We start from the raw sequence: 23,233 nt of genomic DNA, 5'->3' as shown, positions 1-23,233 counted from the left end.
CCTGATTTAAGCTTTATCGATAGTTATTGCTTTGGTTTTTTCCGGGGAGATGTAGTGGCTTTTTTGGCCTTTGGTTTCGCGGCCGGCTTGGCTGCAGCCGCGTCCTCATTGGCTTTGGCTGTTGCGTCCGTTTTGCCGGCAGGTGCTGCTCCGGTGCTCAGTGCTGCAATATTTGCAGCAGTGTTATCGGTCAGCGGTTCCCGGGAAATCCCAGTGGTTATATTAGCTGTAACATTTTCTTTTATGGCTGTTTTCGTGATATCGTTTGTCGCGTTCGCAGCTACGGTTACTGTATTGTCCTTAGCAACATTAGTTGTGTCAGGGGCCGTCGCTTTTAACCTGGAATTATCTTCTGTGGCAACCGCATTCACAACCGCGGCTGGTGCCGGACGATTCCTTTGCTCACATGGCGACAGTACCGGGGCTGCTTTGTATGGAATAATGATATGCTTAGGTACTGATACCAGTATGGATCTCGGTGTGGATGGCACGGCCACCACTACTCCTGTAAAGCTGGTTTGTGAGAGCATGGCGGCTTCAACATCATCACAGTTCCGGGCTTTCATCAGTTGCTCTCCGAGATCGTCGTCGTTTGTGCCACGTTCGCCGCGTATGGGCACATCGGTTTCACAGCAATCCTTCTTACATACGAACATGGCGAAATCGGCGATAAAATCAACGTAGGGCCGCTCCTCAATAAAATTGATGATAGCGGAGGCGTATACTTTTTGTCCGAATACCGGCGCTACATCTTCGTCGAACGCCCATGGTGTGAGGTAACGCACGATTTCCTCGTTCAGTTTTTTCAGGAAATAGCCTTTATCGGTGCCGTCTACAAACTGTACCCGGAAGGCGACCATCACCTGTTCATACAGCGGATTGCGCGCACGTACTTTTACAAACGGAGAGCTGCGCTGTTGCAGGTATTTCTCTATTTCGAGCAAAGTGCGCCTGCCGGTTTTAGGTTGCAATGGATTTAGCGCCGTACGGTTTTTGAGATTAGCCAGTGGCACCAGCAATACATGGCCAGGGGCCTGCTGCGGCTCGCAGCAAAGCGGTTCCCCATTAGGATTTGTGGCCACGGGTGAATGCCAGCAAATACAATTCGGATCCGTATGCGGAATGGTCTTTACCTTGTAAATGGAAGGGTATCTGTTCAGCACCAACCGCTCGTAATCCCAGCTGGTGATCGCCCTTCCTTTGTGGCGGAGCCGTTCACTTACACGGGTATAGAACTCTTTGCCTGCTTCCCGATGTTTACCATCATAGGAGGCAAACGGCTGATCCACTTTGCTGATCTCGGCCACTTTCACGGAGAGCTTGGATATGCTGCCGGCGGGCAGGGCCGCATCAAAGTGGCGCTGATCATTATCCTGATCTTTGAACGTTACTTCCGTAGCCTGGGCTACCACATTAATCAAATGCGGAAAGCAGTTGGCATTGTTAGTTACACTGGCACATAGCCAACTCAGACCGGAAGTAATGATCGTACTGGCGTTAGTGATATCTTGCGGCACATCTATTTTGATGATGCCCGTTGTTTGAAATCCATAGGTACCGTCGCTAACGAGGCATTCACCAGGCAGCGGCCTCCATTCATTATTGATCAGGTACGACCAGTTGATCTGCGGAGGATCGGTTTCATCATCTTCGGCGGTGCCGTCTGCAAATTCAAACAGCAGGGATAATGTTTGTAATGGTGCTACGTTTTCCAGCCCGATAAATAACATGCCCTCTTCCTGCCATATACCGGAATATTGGTTCAGGCGATTGCTGTCGCTCAAACCGGTGGCATGCAACATCAGCTCAGCCATCAGCAGGTCGTTGCGCTTAGGGTTGATAGACAAATTCCCACCTGCGAGGTATTTTTCGTTGTTTACCATGCCTCCTTCCTCGTCCAACGCTCTGCTAAACGGATCAGTAAAGGTAAATTGTGGGAGCAGGATTTCATCTGCATCAATTGGATCTTCGAGTGTTTTACCACGCTGCAGCATTGCTTTGGCGAGGTAGTTGCCCGAATCATTATAGTTGGTGGAAACGCCATTGGTATTAAACTGTTTTTCCAGCATTTCAATTTCGGCCACACCAAAAGGATAGACGTGAAAGAACTGATCAATGCCACGTTCCAGGCTAAGTTGCCGGCTTACATAGGAAACAGATACCTGGGAAATTTCCAGTAAGGCGGCGATTTCCTGCGGTGGCGGTGGTGGTGGCGGAAACTCTCCCCCACCGGCTGACGGATTATAGATATTGGTGATTTTCAGGAAGCCCTTGATGGTATTCGTATCCCAGGCGCTCACTGGAAGAATCGGATCTCTGTAGAAGCTTAATTGAGAAGGAGCTCCATTACCATATTCAGGTGTATACAACTGAAGGATGTCGTGGCTCAGCTCAATCTGATTAAATCCGCCATCATTTCTGTTTTCCTGGGTGGCAAGCCTTTTCCACTGCTTATCCTGCAATATATTTACGGCTACCTCAGCATTGGAACTTAATCCAGCCATATCGCCGGTACGTTCAATATTTACACCCAGTGCATCCAATTCCTTATTAAAAACCTCCTCGCTACCTATATAAAACGATTTTCCACGCACGGGATATAAAGTGAATGGATCGAAAGGTTTATTACTGGCCTGAATACCATAATCATTCTGGATGACCAGCTTTTTCAATCCATCAAAATAAGGATGCATTAGCTCATTGGTATTAGGGTTTGACTGATTTCGCAAAGACCCTACCCTTACTTCGATGGAGAAGCTATCAGCCACCATGTCATGATAATCCGATGCAGAGAGGTTCAGCTCAGGGTCCAGCATGATGCGCATCACTGGAAAAGTTGTATTGAATGCATAATCCTTATATACATCCTTTTTAAAACCTACCACCGCCGGGGCTTGTAACGGAATGTTGACCAGCAGATAATAACCACCGGTGGCTGTTTTATATGGGCAGTATGCCGGATATTCCGGTGTGGAATCAGGAAAAACTCCAGTGCTCATCAATGCCTCATACACAGTAGGCAAGCCATAGCTATCTTTGATACTCACTTCCAGCCATTCTTTCTCTCCGCTGAAATACAGCTTGAATGGTTGTTGTGACGGCACTCTGTTTTCAGGATCTATTAGTTTATTCAGTCCGTTGAACTGGATAATCAGGAAGCGGCGACCACCTTCCAGCAAAAGCTGTGGAGATGCAACCGCAAAGCCGATACTGGTTTTATCATTTCGGTATTCTTCCGGAATAGGTTGATCCAGAATGCGGCAGATGCGTTCGCTGTATTGCTGTACTACGGTTGGCCCTTGTCCGAATGTAGGCCAGTGCGGATATTTATCAAGGAATTGGGCGCCGTAACCATCGAGAGAGTTGGCCATTGGCCGGGAATAAATGGTGCGAACCATTTTGTTTCGCTCCTCTCCTTCATCCGGATCTTTATCGATATAGATAGTTTTGAGTTCTTTTACTTTTGCCTGGTTTACGACCAGGCCTTCGGTGGTGAAATAAGTTTGTTCCTTTCCGCCGGCATCTTTTCCTGCGCTGAGCGCAGTTCCGGGATCTACCGGATAGGAAACCACATCTTTTGCCAGTTCAAAGATCACGTGTGCACGATCGGGTACGGATGGTTTTTCTTCGAGGTGGAGTACGTCACGATAGTAGAAATCCAGCATGCGGCCGGTGATACCATTGGCCTGTTGTTGTACCAGGCGAAACAACTGCAGGAATGCAATAAATAAACCCATATGTGGCTGGTGGGAAGGAAACTCCTTCAGTGCAAACTGCATATAGGCATCTCCGTTATTGACCAGTTGCTGCAAGCCGCCATAAAAGCTAAGGAAGATATCATCGATATAGAGGGAGGCATTCCGGATCATTTCTTCCGGCGTATCCCCATCATAAATAGAGTTATCTGCATCAATGGGGTCATTCACTTTCCAGAGTTCGTCGTTTTCAATATCCGTGAAATCGATCGTAATATTTTTCTTTACATCCACGGTGCGATAGCCTTCTGCATAGGCGATCAGTTTCTTAACCTGTTCACTGAGGGTGGATTGTATCAGCAGATGTAAGTCTGTCTGCAGCGGATTTCCCGGAATAGCAAGCGTGTACCATTCATCCATCAGCACCATCATGCTTACGATGGGTTTAAACAGCGCTTCATAATTATTCAGGTCAGGGGTTTTATCCACCGTGGCGCGCAGCTGGTCATAGGTAGCTTTCACTGCCTCTGTTTTGGAAGAGCTGACAGCGGCTGCCAGCACGGCCATATCGCGGCGGAAAAACTCCACCCAGCCAGGCTTGGTACCAGGGGTATCACCGCCGCCTTCCGCTTCCGGCACATCATAAAAACGCAGCTGTTCAGCCAATTTTTTTGCGAATAGCAGGAGGTCTTCTATGCTGCGTCCATCGACGGCCGCGTAGGAAGGGTCCAGGGCTGCCAGGAAGCGGTCCAGCTGTCCTGAGCCATCACGGGTAACTTCTGTATGACAATGACAATTACTCATCTGAAAAATATTTTACTGCTGCAGGTTAATGCAGTGCGGTAAGTCATTTATGAATGCTCAGGGTACGATGTTGGTGGCTTCCTTCATGTAGAATGGGAAGACATAATTGTACCTGGTATTTGTGGTGATGATGGTGTATTCCACGGTGATCACCAGGCGGCCATCTTCCTGAAAAGGGGTAGCCACCACGCTCTCTACAATTATTCTGGGCTCATGGTAAACCAGTGCATCCTTCACTATTTTTTCGATCATGGCCACGGTCGGGACGTTCATCTGATCAAACACATGGGATTGGAGGTTACAGCCATAATTAGGCAGCATCACTCTTTCACCCGTGATAGTATTGAGGATGATTTTGATGCTGTTACGGACAGCATCTTCGCCTGTGGCCATTTCCTCGCCGTACCACTCCCTTCGGAATGTTGGCGGGAAGTTCCAGCCGGTACCAAGGAAAGATTTATCTGTTGTTTCCATTTGAATGAGTTTCTGGGTGTTAACGTTTACGGCTATCCGCCAATTAATACAGTGTTGCAGCCGGCTGTAATGCTTCCGCCGTGTGCGGTGGAGTCGCCCATTCTGGCAGCGGGTTTACCGCCGATCATCACGGTGGCTGACCCTTTTACGATACTGTCCGGCGGACCTGCGCAGGTACACATACTACCTACTGTAGCTGCCGGCATGCCCCCAATCATTACATTGGGCGTACCTGGCGGCATAATAGGACCACCGGTATGCGGTGTACTTGCCGGTGGCGGATTAGTCATGGGGCAGGTATGATTATCACCTGCTCTTGCTGCTGCGGGCATAACTGAATGTTTAATTGATTAATACCTGAACGCCTTTGATAGTGACATTGCCGGCACCTGCCGAAATGGTGATACCACTGCTGTCCATGCTGATCTTATTCTGATTTTCATCTTTGATTTCCAATGCGCCTGAACTGTTGTTGAGTACCACTGATTTTTCGCCGGAAGATGTTTTGACAGACATAGTGAGGCGTTTGTTGGTATCGTCGAAAATCAGTTTCACATTTTCTTTGGTAACGATGCCATACTGTTCTGCCCCTTGTTGTTCCGGCAGTGGTGATTTATGGCTGTCCTTACTGTGAAGGCATCCAAGGATAACGGCTTCCCGGGGATCATCATTCAGAAATCCCAGTATTACTTCATCCTGGGGCTGCGGGCGGAAATATACGCCCCGGTCAGGTCCGGCATCGAGTGTTGCCACTCTGGCCCAGATGCCTTCATTGCCGGTATTTACCAGCGGCACATGAACTTTCACCCGATATTGACCTCCATCTTCCTGATCATCCACATCCAGCACCACACCTATCTGTAAACCGTTTACGCCGGGCAATAGTCCGGAGGCCGGTTTATCCATTACATTTTCTTTTTTGTAGAACCAGTCGTCCTGCCAGCCAAACTGCACATCCGAATGCCAGTTGCCATCGAATTGATGGAGTACCCCGGTAACGAATACATCACCGTTAAACCGGTCTCCTACTCCATCCAATGTAATGAGGGTACCCGGTTTGATGGCTGCATTCCCTTCGAGCCGCACCCTGCCCGTGATCTTTGAAAGGCGGTTGCGCATGGCATATGCATCCGACCAGCCTTGCAACTGTTCCTGGGTAAGGTGACCGCTGTGGTTAAGCAGCAGCTCTGCTTCGAGGACACCTGCCAGTTCCTCCGGAGAGGTATTCCCATTGTCGGAAAAAGATGAACTACCATTTTCAGAAGCTTCCACTTCCTGTTTGGTAAAGTCCCAGGACTGGCTGGTAACACCGGCTACCTGCCTGCGGGCATCCATTTCCGCCTCAAATTCATAGATATTATCGCCATATGTGGCGGTAACCACAGGTGTGGAGCTGGTATCCGGCTTTTTAACCGATAGTTTGCCATCATCTGTAAACACCATCATACCGTTGGCTTCAGCGCGGGTGAGCATAAAGTCCCAGTCGGTAGCATCAAACTGCACGAGCTGTTTATGTGCTACATTGGTACTGTCTACATCCGGTTGTAGTGCACTCGCCAGTTCTTCGATAGCTTCCTTATCCGTTTTATTGATGAAATAGCGGTTTTTCCTGGCCATTGTCAGCTTCACGGCCTTATCCTTTGCCTCCAACATCAGCACCGCATGCCCCTGCTGTAAAGCCTTAATACCATGCTTTACGATGATTCCTTCGAAAACGGTTTCAGCATCGCCCTGGTAGCCCAGCTGAATGGTAATTTCATTGCCGGGCTTAAAGAGCGTTGCTGCGCTCAGCGGAAAGTCCCTTTCAGGCAATGAACCGTCCAGCAGCACTACTTTGGCGGAAGCCACTTTGTTGAAAGACTTGCTGACGATGATCTGCGTCACGAGTATTTCATTGCTCAGCGGGCTACCGTTGACATACACCTTAAAGGATACCAGGTTTGTGTCCTGCTGTGTTCCGGGAGGAAGACTGTCTAACATGCTCAGTTCGGATTTAATGTTTACTTTTTGCCCAGCGGTGGGAATACCAGTGTAGTGCCAGCTTGCAGCTTCCTGAAGTTTTTAAGCCTGTTATGCTTTGCTACCTGCAGGTAATAGTGCTGGTTGTTATAGATCTGGTACGTCATCAGTGGCAGGAGGTCCCCCTCTTCTACCATGCGGCGGTGCGTCAGATCCGGGGACGACAGCATGCTCACGATACTACCCAGTGCTTCAGGTGTCCGTTCCGTAAAGGTGGCGTTGATCTTTGCACGTATAGGCAGCCCTGTCAGATCGAACATGGTATAGGTAACAGTGCTGGAATTGAGCACACAGTTACAGATGAACGTACCATATTGCACCAGCAGGGATGCAGGTTTATGCAGGACCCCTCTCATGGAGGTGGTGGCTGCACGAAAGAGAATGATCTGCGCCGTTACCGGAATTTTCACCCCGTTGGTATTCACACCGGTGCCGTCAATCATGAGGTCCAGCGAAAAAGTCCGGGCTTTTGTCCGCTGGTATTTCTGATCTGAGGTGGATCGCCCCGGGGCAGTGGAGGAAATCCACTCTACATCTTCCTTGATAGCGAGTGAATCGGGGTTGAACATCGCCAGGAAGGGAGGTCCCATGGGGATCATCTTATCGCTGACCGGTATGATTTTTAGATTAAAAGGCAGTTTTGCCGCACTTTGTGTGTCCATTATCTTTCATTTTTTTCCCTGATGATTTCGAGCACTTTTTCTACCAAAGAAGTATCTGCCGCGCTTGGCGGTGGCGTATTGGTTACCGACCCGCTACCACTGCTGGCGGAGGGGGTTTCGATAACGGTTCTTATTACCACTTCATTTATTTGTACTGGCATGTTGCTTACATTTTTCGTTCGAAATACTGATAGGCCATTTCCAGTGTTTCAATGACGATACTGTTTTCGGTGGCCCTGAAATCCGAAGTTTTCCAGGAAATGGGGTAAGCCTGCACTACATTCCATACGGCTGCAGGCTCACCCGCTTCGTCCAGCAGGGTTACAACAATGTCCGCCGGTTTGAAGTCGTAGATCACTACGGTGAAGTAGGTATTCATGGCCGACTTAAACCATTGCAGCAGGGCTGTACCTGTGAGCAGTCCTCTTTTGAGGATCAGATTGGTATACTTCGCTCTTTTCGGAAGCTTGTAAACAAAGCGGTTTTCACCACCTTCTTTCAACTCTTCGGTTTCAATTTCGAAATTGAGTCCGCTTACTTCCTGAAAGCGTTGCTCTGTATCTGCGTCTGCGCCGTCAACACCTACAAACTCCACTTTAAAGTGGAAGCCTGCCGGTGGATAATAGGTAGGCATTATCAGGCAGTTTTAAGTGAAACTCCTTCATGTGCAAGGTCGATGGACTCGATAGCGATCTCGTTACCGGTTGCTTTGAGTCCCGGGCCATCAATTTTCACCGGCCATGCCTGTAGCACCGTCCATACAAATACCGGGTTACCTTCATCATTGAGCAGGGAGATCACCAGGTCGCGGCGTTCTACATTTGGCTGTCCGTTGTTATTCAGCCAGAGGTAGAATTCATTATTTGCCGTGGTGAGTCCTCTTTTCAGCGTGATGTTACCGGCTTTTTTGAGACCCGGTCTTTTCAGCGGCAGGGTGGTGCCGCTCATGAGGCCATCCCTGTAATCGATAGCCTGCAGCTCCTGTGAAAGTCCGCTTACTTCAGAAAATCCAATGTTATCGCCGCCCCAGGAAACTGAAAAATGGAAGACCGGTAATGGATAGTTTGCCATTGTATTATTTTTAGAAGATGATTAAAAAGTTTAGGTCAGTACCTCCACTCAGGAAGTCTGCAGTTTTTGTTCAAAGCGCAGGATGATGAATTCTGCAGGGCGTGCTACGGCCATACCGATTTCCACGATCAGGCGACCTTCCAGCACATCCACCGGTGTCATTGTTTTGCCCAGTCCCACGTTAACGAAGAATGCCTGTTCTGGTTTGGCACCAGCCAGTGCGCCGTCTCTCCATTTGAGAAAGAGATAGTTTTCGATCATGGATTGCACTTTGATCCAGGTGGAGGCGGTGTTAGGTTCGAAAACCACCCAGCGGGTAGATTTCTGTACCGACTCTTCTACTACGCTGAAAAAGCGGCGAACATTCACATACTTCCATTCATTGCTGTTACCATCCAGGGTGCGGGCGCCCATGATAACGGTACCGGAACCAGGGATGCTAAGGATGGCGTCAATGGACTTACCACTTTCGGTATTGATGTTGATGAGGTCCTGCTCAGGGCGGGAAACTGCTACCAGTGGTTTTACCACATCATTGAGGCCCACGTTGGCAGGGGCTTTCCATACACCGCGGCTGTTATCCACGCGTGCATAGGCACCGGCTACGGCTGCTGATGGGGGCAGCACAACATGGTATTTACCATATTCTGCGGCGATGGCGTTGTACATGGCAGAAGCGCTGCTTTTAAGCTGCAGCATGGTTTTGCCTGTTTTATCTTCTCCACCTGGTGCAGCTCCGGCAATGGTATGTGTGGTGAGTGTCAATGCGGCGAAATCAAACGCAAAATTGTATACTGATTCCAGGAATGGATAATAGGCAGCACCGTAACGAAGCACTTCGTAGTCCGATACAGTCCCGTCATAAATCGTTTTTACATCCGTATTGATAGACGTTGTTGTTTTAGGAAGGGTGCAGGTGCGGGTATCCAGAATGGCGAACCGGTCTTTCATAGATGAGGCCTGCGACAGCATACCACCTATGACCTTTTTGTAATCACCATCATTGAGGCGTACGGCTTCAGGAACCACCAGCAATGTAGGTTCATCTTCCAGGCCAATCAGGTTCAGTCCTTCGGTAAGGTCGCTTTCTTTGATACCATCATCATAGTAACCAACCGAAACGATATAGCACCTTCCTCCGCCGTTGGCGAAGTATTGTTTCACTGCATAATACAGCAGGAACGGGCTCATAGAATCGGTTTTCGGTGTTACGGTTACTTTGTAGCCGGTGGTCACGGCAGCCGGGCGGATTTCATCTACCGCAATGGTGATGTTTGCACCAGCTTCTTTGTCTGGACCTCCATACAGCTGTAGGAAATCGGCCCAGCTGTTGATGGGAGTCGCTACTTTAAGGAGGTCATCAGCTGCTAACTGTTTTGCCTGTTCGGTGTAACCAACGAATGCCGGGATGGCACTCTGAACTTCAGCAATGGAAGGAGCGAGCAGTGATATTTCTTCTACATAAACACCTGGGGAACGATAAGTTGCCATTTTGAAAAAGTTAAAGTGTTAGAAATATGTCTGAATAAATATTTGGGGCCTGCAGGTTGTTGACACTTGTCAACGGTGGATACGGCAGATCGGCCTTCACAGTGGCTTCCTTGGCGTTTCCGATATATTTTTTCAACTCCAGCCCTAACCGGTCGTGATCAATACTGGAGCCGGAGATATATACTTCCTGTAAAGCAATGGGGTTGAGTGACACGAATTCAATGGCCGTATCACTCACATTTTCCTTTTTGAATTTTATAGCGGTGTCATTACTGACTACATTGAGCCGGTTCAGAAAGTCCGCTTTATCAGGTGCGCTCATAGCGGCCATTTCCAGAAACAGCGGACTGTTTGGCGTAAGTGCAAGTGTATAGCGCCAGGTAGTTTTTCGTTTTGGAAACTCCAGACTGTATACCGGCGCCGGAGCTGTCAGGGTAAGGTCCGGCTCTACCACGCGGTAGTTGGCGGTCAGTGTGGGCGACAAATCAATTTCCATCACCCCAAAAACATTGGCCGCAGGATTTTCAGCAGTATAGTAGAATTTCTCTTTACTGCTGCCACTGATCATCAGGTCACAAACACCGGATTTCAAGGCGGACAGGTCAAACAATAATTTGGAACCAGCCAGGTCATTTACGATGGTTTTAGGTTCCAGCACTGCTCCGCTTAAACGATGCACTACGGTGGCATCACCCGGGTTTACGGGTGTAGCGGAAACATACGTATAAGCGTTACCGTTAAATTTTATCAAATCATTTGCTCCTTTTACGCCATCGGCGGTGAGACTGATATGCAGGTCGCCACGGGGTGCTGCGTTATCCGTAATATGATTACTGAAGTAGTACGACATACCGGAACCAGGTTGCAGTGGCAGGTCATTGAAATTGAGCAGTGCCGGGTTGGCTGTCATCAGCCAGAAGGTGAGCTTACCGTATTTAGCAGGTTTATATCGCAGGGGATAGTTTCCGCCGCCGGTCTTTTCCCCTACTCTCACATACACTCCAAAGCCACCTGTTGTTGGCGAAGGCTTGAACACCATATCCGTTTGCTGCATCATTTTCAGCGTTTCAGCAGTGGGCTGTATCTTAAAATCCGGCTGTGGTTCAGACCTGTATCGTGCACAAACTTTATTATCATAATACAGCTGCCGCACGGTTACGGCGAACAGGGGGTTGTATTTTGTCTGTATACCACTCATGGCTGATTAATTTTCTTTGTAGTTAACTTCACCAATGCCTGCACTTTTGTCTTTCCCTCTGGTTTCGAATACATTCAGGAGAGTCATTTTATACACGATATTGGGCAGGTATTTGGAACCGAGCATACTCCAGAGGTTATTCTGCTGCTCGAAGGTGAGACTGAGAAGGCGGAAGCTGAGTCTGTCGATCAGCTGCCATGGCTTTGTATCAGGTGTTTTAGCCCCCTCATTTAATCCGGGATAGTTCTGCTGGTCAAACACGGGGTTAGCCTGAAAAAATGCCGCAACATCGGTAAGGTCGCGCAGCGACGTTTCATAGTGCTTATTATTTGCAACGAGGAGCAAAGTCAGTTCCAGCTCCAGTGGTGGCTGCAGTCGGAAAAAATTCTTTTCATCTGCGGGCACAAAAAACGGACGCTTACCCTCCCGGCGCAGCTCTTCCACCCCTACCAGCATCAGGGTGATATGCATGTTATCATCCAGGTTGATGGCGCCACCTGGCTGTGCCAGCGGCTTCAATTCCACTACATTACCCGGACTGTAGGCAGGGTCCTGTTCTCTTTCCACAATGTAGTTTTCCAGTTCTTTCCTGATAAACTCTAATGCAGTACGTATCATGAAATCAGAATTAATAATGTACACCAATGGGAAGTCGCTAAAAGTTGAATATACTTACCAACTGACACAGTACTCCTGCGCAAGCCAGCGGCTGTAACCTACCTGTAGTCAGACAACATCTTCTGACACACATCACCGCGCATTGCGCGACAAGGCTACAACTGACTAATCCACTTTTGACATCACTCCCTGTGATTGCCAAATAATTAGTTTCTACCACACTATAGAAGGAAATGAAACATTGGGGTTGAACATTTCCATTAACAAACAAATCCAGACGCTCAGACTCCGACACTCGCTTTCATAGAACCAGCATAGTCTTTACATTCACACAAAATAAGTCCTGTAGCCAATTACGGCCACAATAAAAAAAGCAGAAATAATTAATCCAGTTTAATGTGTCTAAAAGTAATCTTGAAGAAAAACCAAACTTCTGAGGTTACAATATACTTGAGGTTACAATTGAATTCAAATTTAGGAAAAAAAGAATTCACTTAAAAAAATAATTTTCAACTTATTCAGAATAAAAAAATTACATCGTCCGAAACACCCTACCAGCAATAATTACATAGTGTAAAAACCGTATACCCTTTGGCGTTAAAACTGCAACACCTGAACAGGTGGGTGTTTCCGCACCAGTACTTCTACCTGCTCAGGAGGCACCTGCTGCGTATTTATACGCAGCACTCCTAACGATGGCAATTCAGCCAGCAATGAAATATCCCGGATATTTGTATTATACAATCCCAACTCCTGCAATTTTACCGCAGCAGTAATACCAGATAAATCCGTGATAGCAGTACCACTCAGATCAAGGGAAGTCAGGCCTTTAAAAAAATTCATCCGGCTAACCACCTGTAAAGAATCAATAGCCGTATCGTAAAAAGTCAATAACCGCAGCGCCTTTAGCGGAAGCACCGGTGTAATATCCTGTACACGGCACCCGGCGATATTTAATATCTCCAAAGATAATAAGCTTTTTAAGGGGGCAAGGTCAGTAATCCCGGTATGCGAAACATCCAGCTCCTCAAGTGCGGTGAGTGGCACCAGTGGCTTCAGATTGCTTACAGGAGTGCTTCTCAGGATCAGCGTCCGGAGATGCACCAATCCGGCTATGGCCGACAGATCATTCACTTTAGTATTACCCAGGTCCAGGAATTGTAGCTGCTGCAAGCCTGCAAGCGCACTGATATCTGTTACCGGCAGGTAACCCAGCGAAATCTTTTCCAGTGCCACTAATGATTCAAGGCCGTTCAGCGAGATCTCCCCTACAGACAGCGGCGACCGGTGCGGATTAGATTGAATGACCGTCAACTCCTTTAGCTGCTTCAATTTCGACAAGGGGGTGAAGTCCACCGGAAACACATTCGCCATGCGGATTTCCGTGGCATCAATGGGATATTCAATTCCGGCAAACCTAATCATTTCGGGCATGGCAACAGGTTTAAGCAGATGGCAGTTTACGGTAATGCGCCACCATCCAGTCGGTTAATTTTTTATCTCTTGCCGGATCTTTCATCAGGTTATTTTCTTTGCTGATGTTCTGAGCTATTAATTCATCTTTCAGCTGATCATCCGTCAGTTTTCCGGGAGCAGGAAAAGGAATGGCAGCCATGGTGTGCCTCAGCACATGAAAGCTATGCGCAATACTTTCCGCTATCGTCATATCCAGATCAGTAACAGTTCTTGCTTTCTTCGCCTGCTCATGGATGGTGAGGTCTTCCAGCTTGGAGATGGTGTCCAGCAAAGATTCATGTTTTTTATAAGGCTTGTCATTACCCGCCATCGCTTCTTTCCTGACGCCTCTTACCAGCGTGAAGGTATCCACTGCGGCATCCCATGCTTTGCGCATATGCTTGCCGGCGGCAGACCTTACATTATCTTCCCGGGTAGCGGCTTTACCGCCACTCATCACGCCGGGCTTCAGGGTGCCGGGAAAATTACTGATCGACAGCTCTCGCCTCGGTAGCTCCTCAAAGTGAGCAGCATTGGTGATTTTTTCATTTTCAGGTACGGCCTCAAAGCCATGGTCGGAATAATAATGCTGATCATCAATGGTAGCATCTGCCAGATGCGCACATTCATGAATCACCGTGATTTTAGTTTTCTTGGGATCGGTTACCTGGGCTACCTGCGTGAGCAGATGGATTTCCTGCGTAGGGAAAAAAGCATACCCTCCCAAGCCCACTTCCTTATCATCCAGGTTATAGTCCGTAGTTACAAACTTGTCCATATCCTTCCTGACATCCTGAATCTTCTTTTCTATAGTCCCATAGAAAGTCTTGGCGTCCTTATCCTTGGAACCGAATACCTCCGTCAGCCCTGCCGCATTTTTGGCGGCATTGGCACAAAGCTTTTCCGCATCGCCCATGGCCGTATCCAGCTTTGGTTTATCCACCTTAGCTTCCACGGTGGTATGTGAGTCGGCAATGGATTTGTAAATAACAGATCTTTTCCCGGTATCCAGCGCGTCGTTAAAAGCCACTTCGTCCATCACGCCAGGCGCCGGAAATATTTTACTGATAATGACAGCTACGGAGTCCTTACTTTTCAGTCGTTTTTCCGCGGCCATGCGCTCCAGCAAACGTGTCACACGCCCCTGCAGGGTGGCTTCACCGATTTTTAGTTTTTTATCTGTATAAGTAGATTTTACACTGGAAAACTCAGGCAGCCTGAATTTAGGATTGCTGGCTGTCATTACTGCCGGCAAATGCGCCCGCATAGCGTCAGGCAAGGCTATTTTCCTGTTATCATCAGGGCGCTGTGAACTTTTCACATGGGCAGCTGCACTCGTACTGTCAGCACCGGCAGCGCGTTGCCTGCTATGATAGGTAGTCATGTAATTCGTTTTGGGGTAATGGGGTACTTAACAACTTATCTAAGTTACGAAACTTATCTTGTAATACCTGACTTACGCGGAAGGAAGTTTCCGGTAGTGTGCCACCATCCAGTTGGTGAGTTTCATGTCCCTGTCCGGGTCTTTGAGCAGGTTGTTTTCCTGGCTGATCGCCCCTGCTACCATTTCAAGTTTTAACCGGCGTTTGGTCCGTAAATGGTGTGCCGCCGGGTAAGGGATATTTTCAATTGTTTCGGTGAGTACGGAAAAACTATGTGCGATGCTCTCTGCAATGGTCACGTCAAGGTCGGTCACGGTTCTGGCCTTACGGGCCTGCTCGTGAATAGTGAGATCTTCCAGCCTGGAAATTTTCAGCAGCAGCCTTTTATGTTTATTAAATGATTTTTGCGAGCCGGCCAATATATGCTTACGCACCCCTCTCACCAGTGAAAAAGTATCCACAGCTGCATCCCAGGCCATACGCAGGTGGTCGGCAGCAGCTTCCTTTACTTTATCCTCTTTAGTGGCTTTACCGCCGGGCAGCATGCCGGGCACCATGGGGTCGGGGTAAATGCTGATGCTGAGTTCCCTGCGTGGCAGCTCTTCAAAGTGAGCAGCATTGGTGATCTTCCGTTGCTCCGACATCCCCTGGAATCCATGGGAGCCATAGTACAGCTGATCGTCTATGGACTTATCAGCCAGGTGCGCCGCTTCATGAATCAGCGTCACCTGCGACTCCTTTGGATCGGTAACCTTGGCTACACTGCTCAATATGTGCATCTCCTGGTCCTCAAACTGGGCATAGCCCCCAAGGCCAACCTCATCATCATCGAGGTTATAGTCGGTTGAAATATGCTTGTCCTTATCCTTGCGCACTTTTTCCAACACTTTGGCAATCTTTTCATAATGCGATTTGGCTACCGTATCCTTGCTACCGAAAATATCCGTTAGTCCGGCACTGTTGCCGGCAGCATTGGTACACAAGGTAGCTGCGTCCGAGAGAGCAATATCCAGCCTGGGCTTATCGGTAGTGCTTTCTACTTTTGTATGGGAATCGCTGATGGACTGATACACGACTGAGCGGTCCGTCACATCAATGGCTGCATTAAAAGCAGCTTCATCCATCATGCCCGGTGCGGGAAAAATCTGACTAAGAATTACCGGCACAGGATCGCTGCTTAAAAGCCGGCCTTCCGCTTCCATCCGCTCCAGGAGTCGCCTTACGCGGTCCTGCACCACTGGTTCGGACAACTTCAGTTTTTTATCTGTGTAGGTGGATTTTATACTACCAAACTGCGGTAATCTGAATTTAGGATTGTCTGCCCGCATTACGGCGGGCAAATGTGCCTGCATAGCGTCCGGCAGGGTTATTTTCCGGTTGCTTTCAGGGAGATGGTTATTTTTCACGTGGGCAGCTGCACTCGTAAAGGCAGAGGCTCCGGCACTGCGCTGCTTACTTTGTAAGTGATGCATGTAAATACGGTTTGGGGTACCTTTAACAATAACCCTAAGTTACAAAACTTATCGGGTAAGCAGCGCAGCCCTTATTTTTTAACCATTTTCACACCTGTATTCACCCTGGTTACCACTTCCGGATGGTATTCAATCCAGGTATAAAAATCCCTGGCTTGCTTAGTATCCAGGAAAAGTGCTTTTTGTGCCAGTGCATTTAAAATAATTTCTCTTACCGGATCATGTGCCGATTCAAATTGCATCACCGGCATCTTACCAACCTTAGATTTTAATATATGTAATGTATGTACAAATCCCTCAATAAGGACCAGGTCAAACCCTGTAATACTCATATTACCAGACTGGGTATGTAAGGTCAGGCCAAATGCTTTGGAGATATCTACCAGATCCGGTTTGAATTTTTCAAAATCGCTTTTATTGCCTTCTTCCAGTTGCCGCCTCATGATCACCAGCACATCATGGACATCCGCTGCCTTTTTCCATAGCCACTGTACTTTATCGCCAACGGCATTTCTTCTGACCTCTTCAGTAGATTCCGACCTGCCTGATGCAGTTTTTTCCGGAGTAAACACCTCACCCAAATAGCTGCTGTTGCCATGAATTCGCCTTGGCACTTCCTCATAGTGTGCGGCATTGTTGATTTTCTGGTAATGGGTCATAGACAAAAATCCTGGTCTGCCGTAATAACGCAGATCATCGATGGAAGCACTGGCCAGGTGGGCTGCTTCATGGATCATGGTCATCAGCGTTTCGTCTTCATCTGTTTGATTAGCTATTGCCCCCATCAAGTGCACCAGCCCTAATTGATGAAGGGCATATCCACCTACGCCCATTTGCTCCGCGTCTCCGTTACGATCAACGGAGATGTTAGTCTTCATATTATTTTTCAAAAATTCCAGCTTCGCCGCAATCACCGGATACATCTCCTTTGCTGTTTTCATATTATCCTTACCAAAAACATCTTTCAACCACTCCTCCTTTTCAGCAGCCTCCTTACAAAGTTTGGCGGCTTTGGAGAGCGTACTCCTCATGTCCGACATTTCGGAAGAATTGAGCCTGGAATAGGCATCCAATACCGATCCGTAAACCAACGACTCTCCGTCTTTCTTTTTTACCATGCCAGGAAGTAAACCTAATTTCACTGCTCCTCCCGGCGGAAAAATCCGGTTTAAAAACTGGTCAACCACCACTTTGTAATTGAGTTTGTTATCATCAGCCCTGGATTCCAGCAACTCTTCTATATCATCCAGACTCTTTTCAGGAATCACCGTCACATTCAAATTCAGGGCGGCATTATAGGCGGCCAGATTCATTCCATCTTTTTTGGAGTAGATTTTTTGAGCCAGTTCAGGAATGATCATCTCTACGTTCAACTGGTTTTCCAATGCCATTCGCTGCAGCATAACTGCTACCCTGTCTTTAAATACTTCCACGGGAATCTTTACGTTCTTATCCGACATTTCGGAAATACTCTTACCGGAAGGCACTCTGAATCTGGCGCCGGAAGCATTTAATTCAGGCAGATGCTTATTTACCTGCTCAGCTGGAATGTTTACGCGATTGGATTTGGGAGCATGCCATACGTTAGCATTACTAACAGCGGTGCTGCCATTACTATAAATTTTCATTTTACATGGGGTTATGGGGCATTAAACAATGTAACTAAGGTACAAAGAAAATCAGTTCAGTGAGGAGGAGAAAAGTACTAGATAATAATAAGGCGGGGATACGGGCAGCACCCGTATCCCCGCCTTTTACAACATAGATTGTTACCGGTATACCTGTATCAACTCATCCGGCATAGGCACGGCTTTGCCCGTGGCTTTAATCACCGGCATCGGCGCTTTCCAGGCACGCAGCTGGTTGGAAAGCAGCTGCGACAGCTCCTTCACCTTCTCCGGTTGCTGCGGCGCCACGTTATTGACCTCCCCGATATCGGTTGACAGATCGTAGAGTTCTTTTACCCCGGTGCGCATGTTGTAGATCAGCTTCCAGTTGCCGCGGCGGATAGCACTGCGGTAATTGATACCCGGTCCGTCTTTCGGAATCCATTTATCCGGGTAATGCCATATGAAAGAGCGCTCCGGCAGCACCTGCGAAGGATTGCGCAGCATAGGCACAAACGACTTTCCGTCGACCTGCTGTACAGTAGTATATTTTTTCACGCCAGCCATTTCCAGGATGGCCGGAAAGAAATCTTCGATGATCAGCGGCTGGTGACATACGGCACCAGCTTTGGCTACTGACGGCCATTTCACCAACATCGGCTCGCGAATACCGCCTTCATGTACCGAACCTTTCCCCGCTTTGAGTGGCAGGTTTTGGGAGTGCGCGGCGCCGCCGCGGGGCGGGTTCAAACTAAGCCCCCCGTTATCGCTCATGAAAATAATGATGGTATTGCCGGCTACGTGTTGCCGTTCCAGGTAGTCCATGATGTCTCCCAGACTTTTATCCATCCCTTCAATCAGAGAAGCATATTTCGCTTCGGCAGTATTCAGCCCGGCGTCTTTATATTTCTGGAAAAACCGCGGATCAGCCGTAATAGGCGTATGCACGGCATAATGAGCCAAATTTAGATAGAATGGCTGTTTGCGGGCAATTGGATTGGCCATCGCCTTAATCGCTTCTTTGGTAAGCGCTTCGGTGAGGAAGTCGCCCGAATCATAATATTCCTCCAGATCAGGAACCGATTGTGCACTGTTTTTTCCCGGCAGGTTTCCATAGTGTTCTTCACTCAGGTAGCTCTGCGGATGCCCGGCAGCATGGCCGGAAATATTTACCTGAAACCCCAGGTTCAGCGGGTTGGCACCTGGCATGCCCATGGGTCCCCAGTGTGCCTTACCTACATGAATAGTGTAATAGCCGGCATCGCGGAGCAGCTGCGGATACGGTGTTGCATATACGGTGGCGCTATCGCCCTCGCGCGGACTAAGCCCGTTGATATTCCATGGAGCCGGACTGAAGGTACTATCCTCCGCATCTGTATTTTTATTTTTTGATGGATTGGTCCAGTTGGTAACACCATGGTGGGCAGCGTTCATGCCTGTAAGCAGGCTGATTCTGCTGGGCGTACATACCGGCGTGGCATACGCGTTGGAAAAGAGCACACCCTGCGCCGCCAGCCTTTCCATATTAGGCGTATGATAACGCTGGTTGAGTGTGAGTTTGGCGCCACTAAATGGTACGGAATTATCCATCCATCCCATATCATCCACCAGGAAGAGGATAATGTTAGGGGCTTGTTTTTGCTGGGCCTGTGCGGTGCCGGTGATGGTCATCAGTCCCAGTATAATTGCAGAGATGTGATTTTTCATTGTTCAGCGTGGTTATTACTTTTTACCAAATGCGATCTGCATTGCCTCCTGATCGTCATATTTAGTGATCTGTTGTTTCAGCAGGACTTTCAGTTCAGCAATCTGTTTCGTATAGTGTTGATCGTTATACAGGTTATGCAGTTCGTGCGGGTCTGTCTGCAGGTCAAAAAGTTCCCAGCCATCTACGCGTTCGTAGTAGCGAATGAGCTTGTAGCGGGGCGTTTTGATCCCGAAATGTGGCGACACCGCATGCACCGTATTTTCGTAGTAATGGTAATACAGCACGTCACGGCCTTTGGATTTCGGCGCTTTCAGCAGTGGTAGCATGGACTGGCCCTGCATATCTGCCGGCACTTTCACGCGGGCTGCTTCGAGCATGGTAGGTGCAATATCCATATTCAGTACCATCTGATTGGCCACGGTACCAGGTTTTACCACACCCGGGTAACGCATCACCATCGGTGTACGGAATGATTCTTCATACATCCAGCGCTTGTCGAACCAGCCATGTTCGCCCATGTAAAAGCCCTGGTCGGACATATAGATTACGATAGTGTTTTCTGAGAGATGGTGTGCATCCAGGTAGTTGAGCGTCCGGTTGATATTGCGGTCCAGCGCCTGGGCAGTGGCCAGGTAATCACGCAAATAACGCTGGTACTTCCATTCCGCCAATGCTTTGCCGCTGAGATTTTTTGCTTTCAGCTCCGCTTCAATGGGCTGATATACGGCATCGAATTTTGCGCGTTGTGCAGCATTCATGCGTTTAATGGCGCCGTCAATGTTTTTATCGTAGGAAAGCATTTTAAGGTCGTAAGCCATGGTCATGTCTTTGATCACGCTCATTTCCTGCTGTTTAGCGGCATCGCGGGAGTTATAATCATCGAAATAGGTAGCTGGTACCGGATAAGTACGGTTTTCCAGTGTACCCATGTCCGTTGTATCGGGTATCCAGTTACGGTGGGTGGCTTTATGGCCGATAACGAGGCAGAAAGGCTGCGTGGTATCGCGACTGGTGAGCCATTTTTCTGCTTCATCCTCTATGATGTTGGTGACATAACCTTCTGTGCGGGTGGTTTTACCATTCATCTCCAGGAAGTCCGGATTATAGTACTGGCCCTGCCCCGGAAGAATCTTATAGTAGTTAAATCCTTCCGGTTTGCTTTCCAGGTGCCACTTCCCTATCCATGCGGTTTGGTAACCTGCGCGATTGAGTTCTTTCACAAAAGTATTTTGCGAGCCATCAAACACGGAGTGATCATTGTCCTTGAACCCATTTTTATGGCTGTACTTGCCGGTGATAATGGTGGCACGGCTGGGGCCGCAAATAGAATTGGTTACATATGCTTTATCGAAGCGCACCCCTTCTTTGGCGATGCGGTCAATACCTGGTGTGGACGTCAGTTTACTGCCGAAGGTACTGATGGTCTGAAAGGCATGGTCGTCAGAAAGGATAATGACGATGTTGGGTCGTTGCTGCGCCTGCAACTCACTAACGGTGATGGTACTACCGAGCAAGGCAAGCGTTATAAACAGATTTCTCCGCATGTAGATTCGATTAGGTTTGGGATAAAAATAATAGATGCCTGGGATTTATGCTAACCATTCACATAATAACAACAGGAGTTGTTTAGAAACTACAACTCCACAGGGGTATTATAATTCCAGGGGGCTGTTTCCGACAGCATTTACATCTCCCTTAAAAATACATACTTACCTGCTGAACCTTTTAGGGCCAGTACTGTTTTTCAGCCATTCAAAATAACCAACATATTATACCATCTATGAAAAAACTCTTGTTTGGCTTGCTGGCTGTGCTGGCAGTAGCGCAGGCTACCGCACAGGGCAAAGACACTGCTGATTACCTGATCAGGGGAAAGATCCGTACCATGGAAACCGCTTACCCGGAAAACAATCTGCCGGAATGCATTGTGATCCGAAAGGACACCATTCTTTATATAGGCAATTATAAAGATTGCATCCTTCACTATTTTGTGGATGGCGTTACGAAAGTACTCGACTACAAGAATAATTACATTGTACCCGGATTCATTGATGCACACGCACATATAGGCCTTGCCATGATTACCTCTCTGATGGCGGATCTTAGCGGTACGCCCTATGGCACAGTTACCAGTATTCCGTTGCTGCAACAGCAAATGAAGGCGTACATACAGGAGAAGTATCCCAATAACCCCACTGCTATTGCTATCGGTAACAACTATGACGATTCCAAGCTGGAACTGCATCAGCATCCCACGCGGCAGCAGCTGGATGCCATTGATTCCCGGCGGCCTATTTATGTGATGCATGTGAGTGGGCATATGGGCGTGGGTAATACCAAATTCCTGGAAATGTTGGGTATCAACGGGCATACACCAGCCGATACTTTCCCGGGAGGCACCGTGGTAAAAGACAGTGATACTTCTGTTACGGGTCTGCTGTTGGAAAACGCCAATGTAATTGCTTTAGGCAAGGCGGTAGCACTGATGGTTCCTAAGAATATGCCACCTGCCCAAATTTATGATACCATGGTCGCGCATCTGCTGGCAGCGGAAAAAGAGTGGTTTTCCTATGGCATTACCACTATCTGCGAAGGCAGGGCGGATTCTGCCACGCTTGCTTTAATCATGGATGCCAATGAGAAAAAGCTGTTGACCGGCGATTATATTGTATTGCCCGATTACGACATGAATAAAAACAATCTTCCAAAGCTGGCCACCTATTACAATAAATACACCGGCCACTTTAAGCTGGGAGCGGTCAAATTCACCTTCGACGGATCACCGCAGGGGAAAGATGCATTTCTGTCCCAACCTTATCACACGCCGCTCATCGGGCAGGATTCCACCTACATTGGTGCGCCAATTTATACTTACCAGCAGGCACTGGCAGATGTGGAAGCCGTACAGCGGATGGGGCTTCCGGTGCATATCCACATGAATGGCGACAGTGCCATCAGCTGGGCGTTACAGATATTTGAAACCTTGCAGGATAAAGGTATTATCCGTCATCCCACGCCAAATGTGATGATTCACTGTCAGACTGCCCGTAAAGACCAGTTGCAGCGCATGAAAAAGCTGGGAGATGATGTGATGCAAAGTTTTTTTCCGATACACGTATGGGTATGGGGCGACTGGTATAAATCCAATGTATTGGATACGCCGAGGGCAAATTATATCAGTCCACTCGGGGATGCGCAAAAACTTAAGTTACGTTACACCATTCATACCGATGCCCCGGTTACGCCACCAGACCTAGTTGCAGCCATGTATGCAGCCGTGAACCGCATTACTTTGAATGGCGATGTATTGGGTTATGACCAGCATATTGAGCCATACCGGGCGTTGCAGGCCATCACGAGTGATGCAGCCTATCAATGGGGGGAACAAAAGAAAAAAGGAATGCTGAAATCTGGTTACAAGGCCGATATTACAATACTTGACAAGGATGTAGTGACGGTTGACCCTAAGGCCATCAAAGACATAAAGGTGCTGTGCACTTTTAAGGATGGGAAGCAGGTGTTTCAGCGGAAGTAGTTGAAATACTCCTCAGTTGGGGTTATTTTATTAAATGACAAT

The 23,233-nt window shown here is 48.2% G+C and carries 18 protein-coding genes; 1 reads left to right on the top strand and 17 read right to left on the bottom strand.

Annotated features, from left to right (window positions below; translation table 11 throughout):
- Nucleotides 1–23: 23 nt before the first annotated feature.
- The 17 genes from KW844_RS11990 to KW844_RS11910 all read right to left on the bottom strand — a co-directional run bounded on the left by KW844_RS11990 (nt 24) and on the right by KW844_RS11910 (nt 21,200).
- Nucleotides 24–4,499 (bottom strand): hypothetical protein, encoded by a 4,476-nt coding sequence (locus KW844_RS11990; RefSeq protein ID WP_218376967.1) that lies wholly within the window; start codon nt 4,497–4,499, stop codon nt 24–26.
- A 57-nt stretch (nt 4,500–4,556) separates the two neighbouring features.
- Nucleotides 4,557–4,973: a GPW/gp25 family protein gene (locus tag KW844_RS11985; RefSeq protein ID WP_218376966.1), complete on the bottom strand. Its 417-nt coding sequence runs from the start codon at nt 4,971–4,973 to the stop codon at nt 4,557–4,559.
- 32 nt (nt 4,974–5,005) lie between these two features.
- Nucleotides 5,006–5,305, bottom strand: coding sequence for a PAAR domain-containing protein (locus tag KW844_RS11980; protein ID WP_218376965.1), 300 nt, complete (start codon nt 5,303–5,305; stop codon nt 5,006–5,008).
- 10 nt (nt 5,306–5,315) lie between these two features.
- Entirely contained in the window at nt 5,316–6,953 is a 1,638-nt protein-coding gene (vgrG, locus tag KW844_RS11975; RefSeq protein WP_218376964.1) for a type VI secretion system tip protein VgrG, read from the bottom strand.
- Between the two features lie 20 nt (nt 6,954–6,973).
- Nucleotides 6,974–7,654 (bottom strand): hypothetical protein, encoded by a 681-nt coding sequence (locus KW844_RS11970; RefSeq protein WP_218376963.1) that lies wholly within the window; start codon nt 7,652–7,654, stop codon nt 6,974–6,976.
- On the bottom strand, nt 7,654–7,815 hold the full coding sequence (locus KW844_RS11965) for a DUF5908 family protein (RefSeq protein ID WP_218376962.1): 162 nt from the start codon (nt 7,813–7,815) through the stop codon (nt 7,654–7,656). The genes KW844_RS11970 and KW844_RS11965 overlap by 1 nt, the downstream gene beginning before the upstream one ends.
- Nucleotides 7,816–7,820: 5 nt before the next feature.
- Nucleotides 7,821–8,288 (bottom strand): phage tail protein, encoded by a 468-nt coding sequence (locus KW844_RS11960; protein WP_218376961.1) that lies wholly within the window; start codon nt 8,286–8,288, stop codon nt 7,821–7,823.
- A gap of 2 nt (nt 8,289–8,290) precedes the next feature.
- Nucleotides 8,291–8,725, bottom strand: a complete 435-nt coding sequence (locus KW844_RS11955; protein WP_218376960.1) for a phage tail protein — start codon at nt 8,723–8,725, stop codon at nt 8,291–8,293.
- A gap of 48 nt (nt 8,726–8,773) precedes the next feature.
- Complete coding sequence (locus KW844_RS11950; protein WP_218376959.1) at nt 8,774–10,216, bottom strand: phage tail sheath C-terminal domain-containing protein; 1,443 nt, start codon at nt 10,214–10,216, stop codon at nt 8,774–8,776.
- Between the two features lie 10 nt (nt 10,217–10,226).
- Complete coding sequence (locus KW844_RS11945) at nt 10,227–11,414, bottom strand: hypothetical protein (protein WP_218376958.1); 1,188 nt, start codon at nt 11,412–11,414, stop codon at nt 10,227–10,229.
- A gap of 6 nt (nt 11,415–11,420) precedes the next feature.
- The gene (locus KW844_RS11940; protein WP_218376957.1) at nt 11,421–12,032 is read right to left on the bottom strand and encodes a Pvc16 family protein; all 612 of its coding nucleotides are present in this window, start codon (nt 12,030–12,032) and stop codon (nt 11,421–11,423) included.
- Nucleotides 12,033–12,629: 597 nt separating this feature from the next.
- Nucleotides 12,630–13,466 (bottom strand): leucine-rich repeat domain-containing protein, encoded by an 837-nt coding sequence (locus KW844_RS11935; protein WP_218376956.1) that lies wholly within the window; start codon nt 13,464–13,466, stop codon nt 12,630–12,632.
- 10 nt (nt 13,467–13,476) lie between these two features.
- On the bottom strand, nt 13,477–14,871 hold the full coding sequence (locus KW844_RS11930; RefSeq protein WP_218376955.1) for a hypothetical protein: 1,395 nt from the start codon (nt 14,869–14,871) through the stop codon (nt 13,477–13,479).
- Between the two features lie 72 nt (nt 14,872–14,943).
- Entirely contained in the window at nt 14,944–16,341 is a 1,398-nt protein-coding gene (locus tag KW844_RS11925; protein ID WP_218376954.1) for a hypothetical protein, read from the bottom strand.
- A gap of 71 nt (nt 16,342–16,412) precedes the next feature.
- Nucleotides 16,413–17,969 carry a hypothetical protein gene (locus KW844_RS11920; protein ID WP_218376953.1) on the bottom strand — a complete coding sequence of 519 codons (1,557 nt, stop codon included), beginning with the start codon at nt 17,967–17,969 and terminating at the stop codon, nt 16,413–16,415.
- A gap of 141 nt (nt 17,970–18,110) precedes the next feature.
- On the bottom strand, nt 18,111–19,655 hold the full coding sequence (locus KW844_RS11915; RefSeq protein ID WP_218376952.1) for a sulfatase: 1,545 nt from the start codon (nt 19,653–19,655) through the stop codon (nt 18,111–18,113).
- Between the two features lie 15 nt (nt 19,656–19,670).
- On the bottom strand, nt 19,671–21,200 hold the full coding sequence (locus tag KW844_RS11910) for a sulfatase (protein ID WP_218376951.1): 1,530 nt from the start codon (nt 21,198–21,200) through the stop codon (nt 19,671–19,673).
- Between the two features lie 236 nt (nt 21,201–21,436).
- Here KW844_RS11910 and KW844_RS11905 point away from each other — a divergent pair, with 236 nt between their 5' ends.
- On the top strand, nt 21,437–23,191 hold the full coding sequence (locus tag KW844_RS11905) for an amidohydrolase (RefSeq protein WP_218376950.1): 1,755 nt from the start codon (nt 21,437–21,439) through the stop codon (nt 23,189–23,191).
- Nucleotides 23,192–23,233: the final 42 nt, after the last annotated feature.

The sequence above is a fragment of the Chitinophaga sp. sic0106 genome, from assembly GCF_019219075.1.
GTDB lineage: Bacteria > Bacteroidota > Bacteroidia > Chitinophagales > Chitinophagaceae > Chitinophaga.
The sequence above is the reverse complement of the archived record's forward strand: the minus strand, read 5'-3'. Positions and strand labels throughout refer to the sequence as shown.